14 protein-coding genes are annotated in these 13,092 nt (G+C 56.7%); 11 read left to right on the forward strand and 3 right to left on the reverse strand.

The features are described from left to right. Window positions 1-185: 185 nt before the first annotated feature. Window positions 186-1,418, forward strand: coding sequence for a serine/threonine transporter SstT (sstT, locus tag AC6I8V_RS17515; RefSeq protein WP_497843488.1), 1,233 nt, complete (start codon window positions 186-188; stop codon window positions 1,416-1,418). Between the two features lie 127 nt (window positions 1,419-1,545). Here sstT and AC6I8V_RS17520 read toward each other — a convergent pair whose 3' ends face one another. The 3 genes from AC6I8V_RS17520 to uxaC are packed head-to-tail and all read right to left on the reverse strand — an operon-like array spanning window position 1,546 to window position 5,907. Further along, window positions 1,546-3,036 carry a UxaA family hydrolase gene (locus AC6I8V_RS17520; RefSeq protein ID WP_497843489.1) on the reverse strand — a complete coding sequence of 497 codons (1,491 nt, stop codon included), beginning with the start codon at window positions 3,034-3,036 and terminating at the stop codon, window positions 1,546-1,548. Between the two features lie 4 nt (window positions 3,037-3,040). After that, window positions 3,041-4,489 carry a tagaturonate reductase gene (locus AC6I8V_RS17525; RefSeq protein WP_497845871.1) on the reverse strand — a complete coding sequence of 483 codons (1,449 nt, stop codon included), beginning with the start codon at window positions 4,487-4,489 and terminating at the stop codon, window positions 3,041-3,043. A 2-nt stretch (window positions 4,490-4,491) separates the two neighbouring features. Beyond that, entirely contained in the window at window positions 4,492-5,907 is a 1,416-nt protein-coding gene (uxaC, locus tag AC6I8V_RS17530) for a glucuronate isomerase (RefSeq protein WP_497843490.1), read from the reverse strand. A 396-nt stretch (window positions 5,908-6,303) separates the two neighbouring features. Between uxaC and AC6I8V_RS17535 the strand changes: the two genes are divergently transcribed. The 10 genes from AC6I8V_RS17535 to AC6I8V_RS17580 all read left to right on the forward strand — a co-directional run bounded on the left by AC6I8V_RS17535 (window position 6,304) and on the right by AC6I8V_RS17580 (window position 13,061). After that, window positions 6,304-7,605, forward strand: coding sequence for an MFS transporter (locus tag AC6I8V_RS17535; protein ID WP_497843491.1), 1,302 nt, complete (start codon window positions 6,304-6,306; stop codon window positions 7,603-7,605). A 91-nt stretch (window positions 7,606-7,696) separates the two neighbouring features. Further along, entirely contained in the window at window positions 7,697-8,470 is a 774-nt protein-coding gene (gene exuR / locus AC6I8V_RS17540) for a transcriptional regulator ExuR (RefSeq protein WP_497843492.1), read from the forward strand. 321 nt (window positions 8,471-8,791) lie between these two features. Further along, window positions 8,792-9,466: a DedA family protein gene (locus AC6I8V_RS17545; RefSeq protein WP_497843493.1), complete on the forward strand. Its 675-nt coding sequence runs from the start codon at window positions 8,792-8,794 to the stop codon at window positions 9,464-9,466. Further along, window positions 9,466-9,828: an EnvZ/OmpR regulon moderator MzrA gene (gene mzrA / locus AC6I8V_RS17550; protein ID WP_497843494.1), complete on the forward strand. Its 363-nt coding sequence runs from the start codon at window positions 9,466-9,468 to the stop codon at window positions 9,826-9,828. The genes AC6I8V_RS17545 and mzrA overlap by 1 nt, the downstream gene beginning before the upstream one ends. A 173-nt stretch (window positions 9,829-10,001) precedes the next feature. Beyond that, complete coding sequence (locus AC6I8V_RS17555) at window positions 10,002-10,373, forward strand: DUF1090 domain-containing protein (RefSeq protein ID WP_497843495.1); 372 nt, start codon at window positions 10,002-10,004, stop codon at window positions 10,371-10,373. Between the two features lie 30 nt (window positions 10,374-10,403). Continuing rightward, window positions 10,404-10,709, forward strand: coding sequence for an ElaB/YgaM/YqjD family protein (locus tag AC6I8V_RS17560; protein ID WP_497843496.1), 306 nt, complete (start codon window positions 10,404-10,406; stop codon window positions 10,707-10,709). A gap of 2 nt (window positions 10,710-10,711) precedes the next feature. Further along, window positions 10,712-11,110: a phage holin family protein gene (locus tag AC6I8V_RS17565; protein ID WP_497845872.1), complete on the forward strand. Its 399-nt coding sequence runs from the start codon at window positions 10,712-10,714 to the stop codon at window positions 11,108-11,110. Then, window positions 11,107-11,391, forward strand: coding sequence for a YqjK-like family protein (locus AC6I8V_RS17570; protein ID WP_497843497.1), 285 nt, complete (start codon window positions 11,107-11,109; stop codon window positions 11,389-11,391). The genes AC6I8V_RS17565 and AC6I8V_RS17570 overlap by 4 nt, the downstream gene beginning before the upstream one ends. Window positions 11,392-11,598: 207 nt before the next feature. Beyond that, window positions 11,599-12,009, forward strand: coding sequence for a DoxX family protein (locus AC6I8V_RS17575; protein ID WP_497845873.1), 411 nt, complete (start codon window positions 11,599-11,601; stop codon window positions 12,007-12,009). A gap of 77 nt (window positions 12,010-12,086) precedes the next feature. Beyond that, window positions 12,087-13,061 carry a glutathione S-transferase family protein gene (locus AC6I8V_RS17580; RefSeq protein ID WP_497843498.1) on the forward strand — a complete coding sequence of 325 codons (975 nt, stop codon included), beginning with the start codon at window positions 12,087-12,089 and terminating at the stop codon, window positions 13,059-13,061. The last annotated feature ends 31 nt before the right edge of the window (window positions 13,062-13,092 follow it).

A 13,092-nucleotide genomic window follows, 5' to 3' on the forward strand; every position in this document is an offset into this window, starting at 1 on the left:
CTCTCGCCTTTCTTACTCCTGTCACACTTCTCATCATCAGCAGATCAAAAATCTGACCTGTCCCTCACTGGCAGAATTATCTCTTTCTTCACGGGATGTTTTACTTATACTCCGCCGGTTAAACTGTTGCCGCGTAGTGGCACTGCGCAGCAAATTCATTACCGCCATATAAAAAAGATCGTGATATGCAAACAAACATCGTTAGACGACTGGGTACGCTGTTCGGCGGCAGCCTGGTAAAACAAATCATGCTGGGTCTGGTTGCTGGTGTGGCACTGGCCTGGTTCTCGCGCGATGCCGCGCTGGCTGTTGGCCTGTTGGGTGAACTGTTCGTCCGCGCCCTGAAAGCGGTTGCACCGCTGCTGGTACTGGTGCTGGTGATCTCCTCGATTGCCAACCATCAGCAGGGGCAGAAAACCAATATCCGCCCGATTATCATGCTTTATCTGCTGAGCACCTTCTTCGCCGCCGTGGTGGCGGTAATTTTCAGTCACCTGTTCCCGCAAACCTTGTCGATGAACGTCGGCAAAACCGAGATCACCCCACCTTCCGGCATCGCGGAAGTGTTGCACGGCCTGCTGATGAGCATGGTATCCAACCCGATTGATGCGCTGATGAACGCCAACTACATCGGCATTCTGGTGTGGGCGCTGGGACTGGGACTGGCTTTCCGCCACGCCAGTCCAACCAGCAAAGCGTTCCTTAATGATGCCTCGAACGCCGCGACCTGGGTGGTACGCTGCGTGATCCGCTGCGCGCCGCTGGGGATTTTCGGCCTGGTGGCGTCCATTCTCGCCTCGACCGGTTTCGATGCACTGTGGGAATACGCCAGCCTGCTGTCGCTGCTGCTCGGCTGCATGCTGCTGATGGCGCTGGTGGTGAATCCGCTGCTGGTGTTCAACAAAATCCGCCGCAATCCCTATCCGCTGGTATTTACCTGTATGCGTGAAAGTGGCGTCACCGCTTTCTTTACCCGCAGTTCGGCGGCCAATATTCCGGTGAATATGGCGCTGGCAAAACGTCTGGGCCTGGATGAAGACACCTATTCGGTCTCGATTCCGCTGGGTGCCACCATCAGCATGGCGGGCGCATCCATCACCATCACCGTGCTGACGCTGGCGGCGGTGCATACCCTGGGGATTTCTGTCGATGTACCGACGGCAATTCTGCTGAGTCTGGTGGCGTCGCTGTGCGCCTGCGGTGCGTCTGGCGTGGCGGGTGGATCGCTGCTGCTGATCCCGGTGGCCTGCAATATGTTTGGCATCCCCAACGACCTGGCAATGCAGGTGGTGGCAGTCGGGTTTATTATTGGCGTGTTGCAGGACTCGGCCGAGACCGCGCTGAACTCCTCCACCGATATCCTGTTTACTGCGGCGGTGTGTCAGGCCGAAGCGGAGCGTGAAACGCGTACTGCGTGATAGCCCGGTCGGCATAAATGCCGTCATCCCGTTCCTTCGCGATCATCGATCCGGTCGGCATAAATGCCGACCCTACATTGTAGGGAGCGCATTGATGCGCTCCTGACCGATGCCCACACGGGATGATTTACAGCGTTACCCCGCTTTTAAAAATCGCTAACTCGCGGAAATCATTGGCTTCATTGCGTGCCGGTTGGCCATTGGCAATCGCGACGATCATATCGACAAAATCCGCCAGCATCGCCTCCATGCTCATACCTTCAATCAGCCGTCCGGCGTTGAAATCAATCCAGTGCGGCTTCTTCTCCGCCAGCTGCGTATTGGTGGCAATCTTCACCGTCGGCACAAAGCCGCCGTAGGGCGTACCGCGCCCGGTGGTGAACAGCACCATATGACAGCCCGCGCCTGCCAGCGCGCTGGTTGCCACCGCATCGTTGCCCGGCGCGCTCAGCAGATTGAGGCCAGCGGTTTTCAGGCGCTCACCATATTTCAGTACATCCACCACCTGGCTCTGCCCGGCTTTTTGCGTACAGCCGAGGGATTTCTCCTCCAGCGTGGTGATGCCGCCCGCTTTGTTTCCCGGCGACGGGTTCTCATAAATCGGTTGCTGGTGATCGATAAAGTAACGCTTGAAGTCGTTGATCATCGCCACAGTTTTGTCGAAGGTGGCTTCATCACGGCAGCGGCTCATCAGAATGCGTTCGGCACCAAACATCTCCGGAACTTCAGTCAGCACCGTGGTGCCGCCGTTGGCAATCATCTGATCGGAAAAGCAGCCGAGCATCGGGTTGGCGGTGATACCGGAAAAGCCGTCAGAGCCGCCGCACTCCAGACCAAACTTCAGCTCGCTGAGCTTGCCGGGCTGACGCCGATCGTGGCGCATTACGTTGTACAACGCGTGCAGCCGCTCAAGCCCGGCCTCCACTTCGTCATCCTGCTGCTGGCATACCATAAACTGCACGCGGTCGCTTTCGAACGCCCCGAGGGTATCGCGGAACACATCAACCTGATTGTTCTCGCAGCCAAGGCCAATCACCAGCACCGCGCCGGCATTCGGGTGGCGCACCATATTTTGCAGCATGGTGCGGGTGTTCTCGTGATCCTGACCGAGCTGCGAACAGCCAAACGGATGGCTGAACAGATGTACGCCATCGATACCGGCGGCATCATCGGTCTCTTTGAGGAAACGTTGCAGGATTTGACGCGCAATACCGTTCACGCAGCCGACGGTAGGCAGGATCCACAACTCGTTGCGGATCCCCACCTCACCGCTGGCGCGGCGATAAATCTGCACCTCGCGATCGCCCGCCTGCGGCGGCACCTCGATAAAATCAGGCTGGTAATCATATTCATCAAGATCGCTCAGGTTGGTACGTGCGTTCTGTGAATGAATGATTTCACCGGCGGCGATGGGCTGGGTGGCGTGCGCAATCGGTAATCCGTACTTGATCACCAGCGCATCGGTCGCCAGCGGATACAGGGCGAACTTGTGGCCGCGCCCGACCGCCTGTTGCAGCGTCACCGGTTCATTATTTACCACAACCTGGGTGTTGGCTGCCAAATCGCGCAACGCCACAGCGACGTTATCGCGTGAATGTATTCTTATCGCATCTTGCATAGCGTTATCTCAGTTGTGTCAGCGCCGTTCGCATCCCGTGAACGATGATGTTTTGCAGGTGTTGGCTTATCGCAGCCACCAGTCCGGGTTGCTGGGTTAAATCTTCGCCCCAGTGGCTGGCATCGCTCAGAACCGCGTGTACCAGTTGTTCCGGGGATTGCTGGTCGGCCATTACCGCTGGCCATAGCCCGGCATAGCGTTGCAGCCAGTGCGCATCGTCCTGTAACGGCCAGCTTTTATCGCCCTGCTGACCGCGATAAAACGCCAGCAGCGCGGCAAAGGCGAAAGTCAGACGTGGCGGCCAGCTGCCCTGGGCCTGCTGCGCCTGCAACAACTGCGGCAGCAGACGGGTGCGGAACTTGGTCATACCGTTAAGCGCGATGGAGAGCAGCGCATGGCGAATAAAGGGATTACGGAAGCGGCGCTGCACCGCATCGGCAAAGGCGTGCAGCTCCGCAGGCGGCAGGTTGAGCGTTGGGATCACCTCTTCACGCAACAAGGCCTCGACAAAGCCTGCAATCTGCGCATCGTCCATCGCCTCACCCACGCTCTCCAGTCCGGCCTGAAACGCCACCGGCACCATCGCGGTGTGCGCGCCATTCAGGATCGCCACCTTCTGCGCTTTATAAGGCGTGATGTCAGCCACCTGTTTCACTTCCGGGGCCAGCGCCGCCAGTTGCAGTTCCTGCGCCAGCGCATCCGGCCCCTGAATCACGAACTGGTAATACACCTCGCCCGCCACCAGAAAGCGATCTTCGAAGCCGAGCCTGGCCGCGATCTCGTCGCTATCTGCCGGGAAGCCGGTGACAATGCGATCCACCAGCGTGTTGTAAAAGGCGCAGTGCTGCTGCACCCAGCGCGCAAATTCCGGCGGCAGCTGCCAGTGATCGGCGTAGCGCAGCACCAGTTCGCGCAGCGTATCGCCGTTGTAATCAATCAACTCGCAGGGGACGATTAACCAGCCCTTATCGGCCGCGCCGGCAAAGTGGCGGAAACGCGCCCACAACAGCTGCGTCAGCTTGCCGGGGAAGGAGGACGCAGGCGCATCCTCAAGGCGATCCTGTTCGACGAAGGCAATGCCCGCTTCGGTGGTATTGGAGAAGACAAAACGCATCTGCGGCGCGTGCGCCAGCGCGAGGAAGGCGTCAAACTGCTGGTACGGCTGAATTTCCCGGTTAAGACTGCGGATCAGGCGGGTTTCACTGACCTGCTCCCCCGCCGTGTTCAGTCCGCGAATCAGCGTGGTATACAATCCATCCTGCTGATTCAGCGAATCTTTTACTTCCCTGTTGCGCGGCCGCACCACCACCACACCCGCATCGGTGCCCTGATGTTCATTCAGCCAGTCGAGCTGCCAGTCGATAAAGGCACGCAGAAAATTGCCTTCGCCGAACTGAATCACCCGCTCGGTATAGCGGGCGCCGGGAAAATCGTGACGGTTAAGCCGCTGCATCATCAGGCTCCTAACTCAATGCCGAAGTAATCACGCGCATTGTTGAAGCAGATATTTTCAACCATCTGGCCCAGCAACGCCTCGTCCGCCGGGGCTTCACCGCGTTCCACCCAGTTGCCGATCATCTGGCACAGCAGGCGGCGGAAATATTCGTGACGGGTGTAAGAGAGGAAGCTGCGGCTGTCGGTCAACATGCCGACAAAGCGGCTGAGCAGGCCAATCTGCGCCAGCTGAGTCATCTGACGCTGCATACCATCCAGCTGATCGTTGAACCACCACGCCGAACCAAACTGCATTTTGCCTGGCTCTCCTTCGCCCTGAAAATTACCGGCCATGGTTGCCAGCACTTCGTTGTCGCGCGGGTTGAGGCAGTAAAGAATGGTTTTCGGCAGCGCGTTCTGACGGTTCTGCGCATCCAGCAGACGGGCCAGCGGGATCGCCAGCGGCGCGTCGTTGATGGAGTCGAAACCGGTATCCGGGCCGAGCAGCTCAAAATGGTGACGGTTAGCGTTGCGCAGCGCACCAATGTGATATTGCTGCGCCCAGCCGCGGCGGGCGTATTCAGTGCCCAGCCATACCAGCACCGCCGTTTTGAACTGCGCGATCTCTTCGCTGGACGGTGCGCCGCCCTGTAAACGACGCGCCAGAATGCCGTCGAGCGTGGCGTCATCGGCTTCGGCGTAGACCACCACATCCAGCGCATGGTCAGAAATCTTACAACCGTGGGCAGCAAAGTGGTCGAGGCGGTTGCTCAGCGCGCGGCGCAGATCGTCAAAGCGCTGAACGCTGACATCGGCCACCTGCTCCAGCCGCTGAATCCACGGCAGGAAGGTGTCGAGTTCAATATTGAACGCTTTGTCGGGGCGCCAGCTCGGCAGCACTTTGACGTTGAAGCTGCCATCCTGCGCCAGCGCGCGGTGATGCTGCAAATCGTCGAGCGGATCGTCGGTGGTGCCGACCATTTTCACCTTCATCTGCTGCATGATGCCGCGCGCGGTAAAGGCGTCCTGGGCCAGTAGTTCGTTGCAGCTGTCCCAGATGCGATCTGCGGTCTGCTCCGACAGCAATACATCGCTGATGCCAAATGGGCGGCGCAGTTCAAGGTGCGTCCAGTGATACAGCGGGTTACCAATGGTGTGCGGCACGGTGCGCGCCCAGGCGTTAAATTTTTCACGGTCGCTGGCGTTGCCGGTGCACAGGGCTTCCGGCACGCCGTTCGCGCGCATCGCTCGCCACTTGTAGTGATCGCCTTTCAGCCAGATGTCATAGAGGTTGGTAAAGCGATAATTTTCGGCAATCTGCTGCGGCGGCAGGTGGCAGTGATAGTCGAAAATCGGTTGGTCTTTGGCGTAGTCATGATAGAGACGACGCGCAAACTCGCTCTCCAGTAAAAAATCCTCACTCATAAAACGCGGCATACCTGCTTCCTCATTTTTGTAGCCAGTGGGCTAATGACTCAAAGTTATCATACCAATTTCACCAAACGGCAAAATTCTTTGCGATGCATCTCACATTAATGACAGCTTTTTAGTGTGGATATGGACAAAAAAGTCACATCTTTGCCGCTAAATGGCTGTTATTACGTTGTATAACAGTATCACACACAGCTTTAAGGGGTTTTGTGATGGCTCTCAACTTTTAAAGTTGTATAACAAGTTAACCTCTCGCCTCATTGATGCCACACCGATGGCTCAGGCAAGGAAATAAAGGCGGCTCGGTGAGCGCCGGCGGGCGTGAAGAGAGCCGTATCACGTTAGTCCCGCTCCAGATAACAACAGCGGCAGCGCCGCAACGACAAACTGGAAGAGGTTAAGATGCGTAAGATTAAAGGGCTACGCTGGTACATGATTGGACTGGTGACCATGGGCACCGTGCTCGGTTACCTGACGCGTAACACTATTGCGGTAGCAGCGCCCACGCTGGCTATCCAGCTGCACATCACTACTCAGCAGTACTCATATATCGTCGCGGCCTATTCCGCGTGCTACACCGTGATGCAGCCGGTCGCCGGTTATGTGCTGGATATGCTTGGCACCAAAGTGGGCTACGCCGTGTTTGCCGTGATGTGGGCGATCTTCTGTGCCGCCACCGCGCTGGCCGGTAGCTGGGGCGGATTTGCCCTCGCACGAGGTGCGGTGGGTGCTGCGGAAGCGGCGATGATCCCGGCCGGACTGAAAGCCAGCAGCGAATGGTTCCCGGCCAAAGAACGTTCGGTGGCAGTGGGTTATTTTAACGTCGGCTCGTCCATTGGTGGGATGCTGGCACCGCCGCTGGTGGTGTGGGCTATCGTCGCGCATAGCTGGCAGATGGCGTTTATCATCACCGGCGTGCTGAGCATGATCTGGGCGCTGTGCTGGCTGGTGTTTTATAAACACCCGAAACAGCAGACCAAACTGAGCGAAGAGGAACGCCACTACATCATTGCAGGCCAGGAAGTGCAGCATCAGACCGGCAACAACAGCAAAATGTCAGTCGGCCAGATTCTGCGTAACCGCCAGTTCTGGGGCATTGCGCTGCCGCGCTTTCTCGCTGAACCCGCCTGGGGCACCTTCAATGCCTGGATCCCGCTGTTTATGTTTAAGGTCTATGGCTTCAATCTGAAGGAGATTGCGCTGTTTGCCTGGATGCCAATGCTGTTCGCTGATTTCGGCTGCATCATTGGTGGTTATCTGCCGATGCTGTTCCAGCGCTGGTTTGGCGTCAATCTGATCGTCTCGCGCAAACTGGTGGTGACCATGGGCGCGGTGCTGATGATTGGTCCTGGCACCATCGGCCTGTTTACCAGCCCGTATGTGGCGATTGGTCTGCTGTGCATCGGCGGCTTTGCCCATCAGGCATTGTCTGGTGCGCTGATTACCCTGTCGTCGGACGTGTTTGGTCGTAATGAAGTCGCCACCGCCAACGGCCTGACCGGCATGGCCGCCTGGACAGCCAGCACCCTGTTTGCGCTGGTAGTGGGTGCGCTGGCGGATACCCTCGGCTTTAGCCCGCTGTTCGCGGCGCTGGCGGTGTTTGACCTGATCGGCGCGGTGGTGATCTGGACAGTACTGAAAAACAAACCCGTGTCCGAAATGGACAGCGCCGCCCCGGTGCAGGCAGCAGCCATCCGCAGCTAATCTCTTCGGGCTGGTGTGCGCCAGCCCATTTCTTCCGCCCGGCTGAAGTGGTATAACAACTCTACTTTTTGTAGCACAGCGGAACCGCGCCATGGAACTGACCGAATCCCGTCGCCTTTATCAACAACTGGCCAGCGAGCTGAAAGGCCGTATCGAAGCCGGTGAATACCCGGTGGGCGATAAACTGCCTGCCGAGCGTTTAATCGCCGAGGAGATGCAGGTGAGTCGCACTGTGGTGCGCGAAGCGATCATCATGCTGGAAGTGGAAGGCTACGTGGAAGTGCGCAAAGGGTCCGGCATTCATGTGGTAGCCAGCCAGCAGCAAAACCGCATCGTCACCTCCAGTCAGCTGGAATTCGCCAGCTTCGGCCCGTTTGAACTGTTGCAGGCACGCCAGCTGATTGAGAGCAATGTGGCGGAGTTTGCCGCCACCCAGGTGACGCGTCAGGACATTATGGCGCTGATGGCGATTCAGGAAAAAGCGCGCCAGGAAGACCATTTCCGCGACTCCGAATGGGATATGCAGTTCCATGTGCGGATTGCCCAGTCTACGCAAAACAGCGCTTTAGCCGCCATTGTGGAGAAGATGTGGCTGCATCGCCTGCACAATCCCTACTGGCTGAAACTGCACGAACATATTGATCAGCGCAATATCCTTAGCTGGTGCGACGATCACGATCAGATCCTCAAAGCCCTCATCCGCAAAGATCCCGCCGCCAGTAAACTGGCGATGTGGCAGCATCTGGAAAATACTAAGCAGATGCTATTTAACGCCACCGCAGACGATTTTGAATTCAATGTCGATCGTTACATGTTTGCTGAGAACCCGGTTATCCTGCCGGAAGGTACTGACAATTCTCGTTAATTCGCTGCATTTCCAGGCGAGAAAGTCAGTTAATCTGCAATAGTGTCAGCTCATGTAAAGCTCCTTTTGACCAGCTGCGTCAAAAGGTAAAACTCCTCTGCTGCGGGTACTTTCCACTGTCTCAAATCTATGATTTTTGTTACAGTTATCGCCCTTTTCTTACCCTTTGCGACAGGGGTTTAAAAAGTCGCTGATTTAACGATCAATTCTGGATGGATCCGGAAAACCCGGCCCAGCTGTGCTCCTAAAACGCATAACTCAACCGCCAGCTTGCGCTCCAACCCTACGGGCTAGTTTAACAATGATGTTCAGGAACGATTAATGGATATTCTGCAGGCATTGCTGCATGCCTTATGGCAGCAAGACTATGAAACACTCTCCGATCCGACGCTGGTGTGGGCCATTTATGGCGTGCTGTTCATGATTTTATTCCTTGAGAACGGTCTGCTGCCCGCGGCTTTCCTGCCTGGCGACAGTTTGCTGATTCTGGTTGGCGTACTGATCGCGAAAGGCACCATGAACTTTCCGCTGACGATTCTGGTGCTGACTTCCGGCGCCAGCCTCGGATGCTGGGTGAGCTACATTCAGGGCCGCTGGCTGGGAAATACGCCCACGGTACAAAAATGGCTCTCACATCTGCCCGCGCAATATCATCAGCGCGCGCATAGCCTGTTCCATCGCCACGGCCTCTCCGCCCTGTTGATTGGTCGCTTTATTGCGTTTGTACGTACCCTGCTGCCCACCATTGCCGGGCTGTCCGGCCTCAGCAACGCGCGTTTTCAGTTTTTTAACTGGATAAGCGGACTGCTGTGGGTGGTGATTCTGACTGTGCTGGGCTTCGCGCTCGGTAAAACCCCGATTTTCCGTCGTTACGAAGATGAACTGATGTTCTGTCTGATGCTGCTGCCGCTGGTGCTGCTGGTGGTAGGCTTAGTCGGCTCGCTGGTGGTGCTATGGCGCAAGCGCCAGTCTGGTCAGAACGGGAAATCACAGTAATGAAAAACCTGATTCCCCGCCGCCTGCTGCCGTGGCTGTTAGGCGGAGCGCTGGTGCTGCTGGCCATCAGCCTCGCTCCTACGCTGTTGCGTCATGAAACCGTAGTGAAGATTCGCGTCGCCCACAGCGGTATGCCGCTGCCGGATGGTTTCACCCTTTATCAGCAACTTTCCGCACAGGGTGTGCGTATCAAAAGCATCACGCCATCGGGCGATGCGCTGGTGATTCACTTCGAGAACGAAGAACAAAGCCTGGCGGCACAGAAAGTGCTGCGCCGCCTGCTGCCACAGGGCTTTGTGGTTGCCGCCGGTCATCAGGCATCCCAGCAAAGCCCGGACGCTGACCATCCAACTTACAGTTAAGTCACGTTGCCTGACGGCCTGTCAGGCAACCGCTTATCCTCGCTATCCCCTCGTCTTCTTTGAATTTTTTCATCCGCTGTCTATTCTTAAAGGTAGCGTGAGCACAAGACAAGCTGGGATGCCTCTCCTGCCCGGTTTGCGGCAGGTCATCCACAAAGGAAGGTATTAACCTGATGAAACGTCAATTACTCCTGGGTGCTGTTCTTTTCTCCCTCTCCGGCTCCTTACTGGCAGCAGAGTCACTGTGCCAGCAAAAGGAGCAGGATATTCAGCGCGAAATCGGTATGGCCAGGCAACATGATAACCAGCGCCGCGTTACCGGGCTGGAACGCGCGCTGACCGAAGTCCGCGCCAGCTGTACCGATGAGAAACTGAAAGCCGCCCACCGCGAACGCATCGAGGCACAGAAGCACAAGGTTGCCGAGCGTGAGCATGAGCTGAAAGAGGAGCGTCAGGACGGTGACAAAGAGAAGATTGCAAAACGCGAACGTAAGCTGGAAGAGGCACAGCATGAGCTGAAGCAGCTCGAAGCTGAACCCTATTAACTGGACTTAACGATTAAGAAGGAAGTTTTCATGTCTAAAGACACAACATCAGAACATTTGCGTGCGGAACTGAAAAACCTGGCGGATACCCTGGAAGAGGTGCTGAGCAGCTCTACCGAAAAATCGAAAACCGAGCTGGACAAACTGCGCCAGAAAGCGCGTGTGGCGCTGGACAATTCACGCGAACGTCTGGGCGATTCTGGCGAACGCCTGGCGCAATCAACCCGCGAAGCAGCCCATAAGGCCGATGATTATGTGCGCGAAAATCCGTGGCACGGTGTCGGGATTGGCGCGGCAGTGGGTGTGATCATCGGCATTCTGATCTCACGGCGTTAATGATGAGTGACAGTCAGCAAAGCCACGGCCCAGGCCACGGGGTCATCAACATAGGTCAACGTATTGTTACCACGCTGGTCGGTATGGTTGAGACGCGCGTCCGGCTGGCAGTGGTGGAACTGGAGGAGGAAAAAGCCAACCTGATTCAGATGCTGTTGATGGTGGGCCTGACCATGCTGTTTACCGCTTTTGGTTTAATGAGCCTGATGGTGCTGATTATCTGGGCGGTAGATGCGCAATACCGGCTGATGGCGATTGCCATTACCACGGCCGTCCTGTTCCTGCTGGCGTTGATTTTTGGCGTATGGACGCTGCGTAAATCACGCCAGTCCACCTTACTGCGCCACACGCGTAAAGAGCTGGATACCGATCGCAAACTGCTGGAGGATCACCATTCATGAGTCGCCGTGAGCGCGAAGCACGCATTCACGAACTGCTAAATCAGGTGCAGCAGCAACGGCTGGATCTGAGTGCGGCACGTCGTGACTGGTTGCAAGGCACCGCGCACTACGATCGTGGCTGGCTCACCTTCCTTAGTCTGCGACGCTATCTGGCGATTGGCAGCAGTGCGCTGGCCATCTGGTCAATTCGCAGTCCGAATCGGATGCTGCGCTGGGCAAAACGCGGTTTTGGCCTGTGGAGCACCTGGCGCATGATCAAATCAGCGATGCCGCCGCGCTAACCCGTTCTGCAACCGGACCTTTTTTCAGGTCCGGTTTTTCCTTCATCAGAATTCCTGAATAACATCGACAGATTATCTCGCTTACAACCATTTCATCTCGCGACTATCATCTCCAGCTATCAGCCCAATGAATTGTCACACGCGGTTCAGCGGGATTAGTTCCCTGCAGGCCAATGACCTGCAACAAAAAACCTGTTGGAGTAGATGATGAAAAAATTCGAAGATTCTGGCCTGTTGCTGGCACGCGTTCTGATGACCATTCTGTTTATCACTGCGGGCTGGGGCAAACTCACCGGTTATGCAGGCACCGCGCAGTACATGCAATCGATGGGCGTGCCGGGCTTCCTGCTGCCACTGGTTATCCTGCTCGAACTGGGCGGCGGTCTGGCGATTCTGTTTGGTTTCCTGACCCGTTTCACCGCGCTGTTCACAGCTGGCTTCACCATCCTGACCGCGTTCCTGTTCCACAGCAACTTCGCGGAAGGCGTTAACCAGCTGATGTTTATGAAGAACCTGTCAATCTCCGGTGGCTTCCTGGTGCTGGGTCTGGTTGGTCCGGGTGCTTACAGCATCGACCGTCTGCTTCGTCAGCGTTTCCAGCCGGCGACCGCACGCTAAGCACACAAGTGGCTTACCGCAGCATATACTGAAAAGGGGCGAGGATTTTCCTCGCCCCATTTTTTTATGGAGGGCTTATGGGACAACTGATTGACGGTGTCTGGCATGACACCTGGTACGATACGAAGTCAACCGGTGGCCGCTTCAAACGCTCCGAAGCGGTGTGGCGCAATTGGGTGACCGCCGATGGCAGCGCTGGACCTGACGGTAAAGCCGGTTTTGCCGCCGAGCGCGACCGCTATCATTTATACGTTTCTCTCGCCTGTCCGTGGGCGCATCGTACCCTGCTGATGCGCGAGCTGAAGGGGCTACAGCAGATGATTTCCGTCTCGGTGGTGCATCCGCTGATGCTGGAAAACGGCTGGACCTTCGACGACGATTTCCCCGACGCCACCGGCGATTCGCTTTACCAGAACGAGTATCTGTATCAACTCTATCTGCACGCCGATCCGCACTACAGCGGACGTGTCACCGTGCCGGTACTGTGGGATAAACATCAGCACACCATCGTCAGCAACGAGTCCGCCGATATCATCCGTATGCTGAACAGCGCTTTTGATGCCCAGGGCGCGCGCGCCGGCGATTACTATCCTGAAGCCCTGCGTGGAAAGATTGATGAGCTGAACGGCTGGATTTACGACACGGTGAACAACGGCGTGTACAAATCTGGCTTCGCCACGTCGCAAGCGGCTTACGATGAATCGGTTACGGCGTTATTCCACTCTCTGGCGCGTCTGGAGCAGATTCTCGGTCAGCATCGTTATCTTACCGGCGACCAGTTAACCGAAGCCGATTTGCGGCTGTGGACCACGCTGGTGCGGTTTGATCCGGTGTATGTCACCCACTTCAAATGCGATCGTCATCGTATTAGCGATTATCGCAATCTGAGTGGTTTTCTGCGCGATATCTACCAGATGCCAGGCATCGCCGACACCGTGAATCTGCCGCATATTCGTCATCATTATTATTGCAGCCATAAGACGATTAACCCGAGCGGCGTGATTTCGCTGGGGCCAGCGTTTGACTGGGATGAGCCGCACGGGCGGGGTTAAGTTGCGAGCACGCTGACACCCTCACCCTCTC

The organism is Pantoea sp. X-Soil-TKNS-1207, from assembly GCF_059730485.1.

Excerpts from the sequence above, each read along its gene's own strand:
- sstT (WP_497843488.1), top strand. The coding sequence starts at position 186 with ATGCAAACAAACATCGTTAGACGACTGGGTACGCTGTTCGGCGGCAGC.
- AC6I8V_RS17520 (WP_497843489.1), bottom strand. The coding sequence starts at position 3,036 with ATGCAAGATGCGATAAGAATACATTCACGCGATAACGTCGCTGTGGCG.
- AC6I8V_RS17525 (WP_497845871.1), bottom strand. The coding sequence starts at position 4,489 with ATGCAGCGGCTTAACCGTCACGATTTTCCCGGCGCCCGCTATACCGAG.
- uxaC (WP_497843490.1), bottom strand. The coding sequence starts at position 5,907 with ATGCCGCGTTTTATGAGTGAGGATTTTTTACTGGAGAGCGAGTTTGCG.
- AC6I8V_RS17535 (WP_497843491.1), top strand. The coding sequence starts at position 6,304 with ATGCGTAAGATTAAAGGGCTACGCTGGTACATGATTGGACTGGTGACC.
- exuR (WP_497843492.1), top strand. The coding sequence starts at position 7,697 with ATGGAACTGACCGAATCCCGTCGCCTTTATCAACAACTGGCCAGCGAG.
- AC6I8V_RS17545 (WP_497843493.1), top strand. The coding sequence starts at position 8,792 with ATGGATATTCTGCAGGCATTGCTGCATGCCTTATGGCAGCAAGACTAT.
- mzrA (WP_497843494.1), top strand. The coding sequence starts at position 9,466 with ATGAAAAACCTGATTCCCCGCCGCCTGCTGCCGTGGCTGTTAGGCGGA.
- AC6I8V_RS17555 (WP_497843495.1), top strand. The coding sequence starts at position 10,002 with ATGAAACGTCAATTACTCCTGGGTGCTGTTCTTTTCTCCCTCTCCGGC.
- AC6I8V_RS17560 (WP_497843496.1), top strand. The coding sequence starts at position 10,404 with ATGTCTAAAGACACAACATCAGAACATTTGCGTGCGGAACTGAAAAAC.
- AC6I8V_RS17565 (WP_497845872.1), top strand. The coding sequence starts at position 10,712 with ATGAGTGACAGTCAGCAAAGCCACGGCCCAGGCCACGGGGTCATCAAC.
- AC6I8V_RS17570 (WP_497843497.1), top strand. The coding sequence starts at position 11,107 with ATGAGTCGCCGTGAGCGCGAAGCACGCATTCACGAACTGCTAAATCAG.
- AC6I8V_RS17575 (WP_497845873.1), top strand. The coding sequence starts at position 11,599 with ATGAAAAAATTCGAAGATTCTGGCCTGTTGCTGGCACGCGTTCTGATG.
- AC6I8V_RS17580 (WP_497843498.1), top strand. The coding sequence starts at position 12,087 with ATGGGACAACTGATTGACGGTGTCTGGCATGACACCTGGTACGATACG.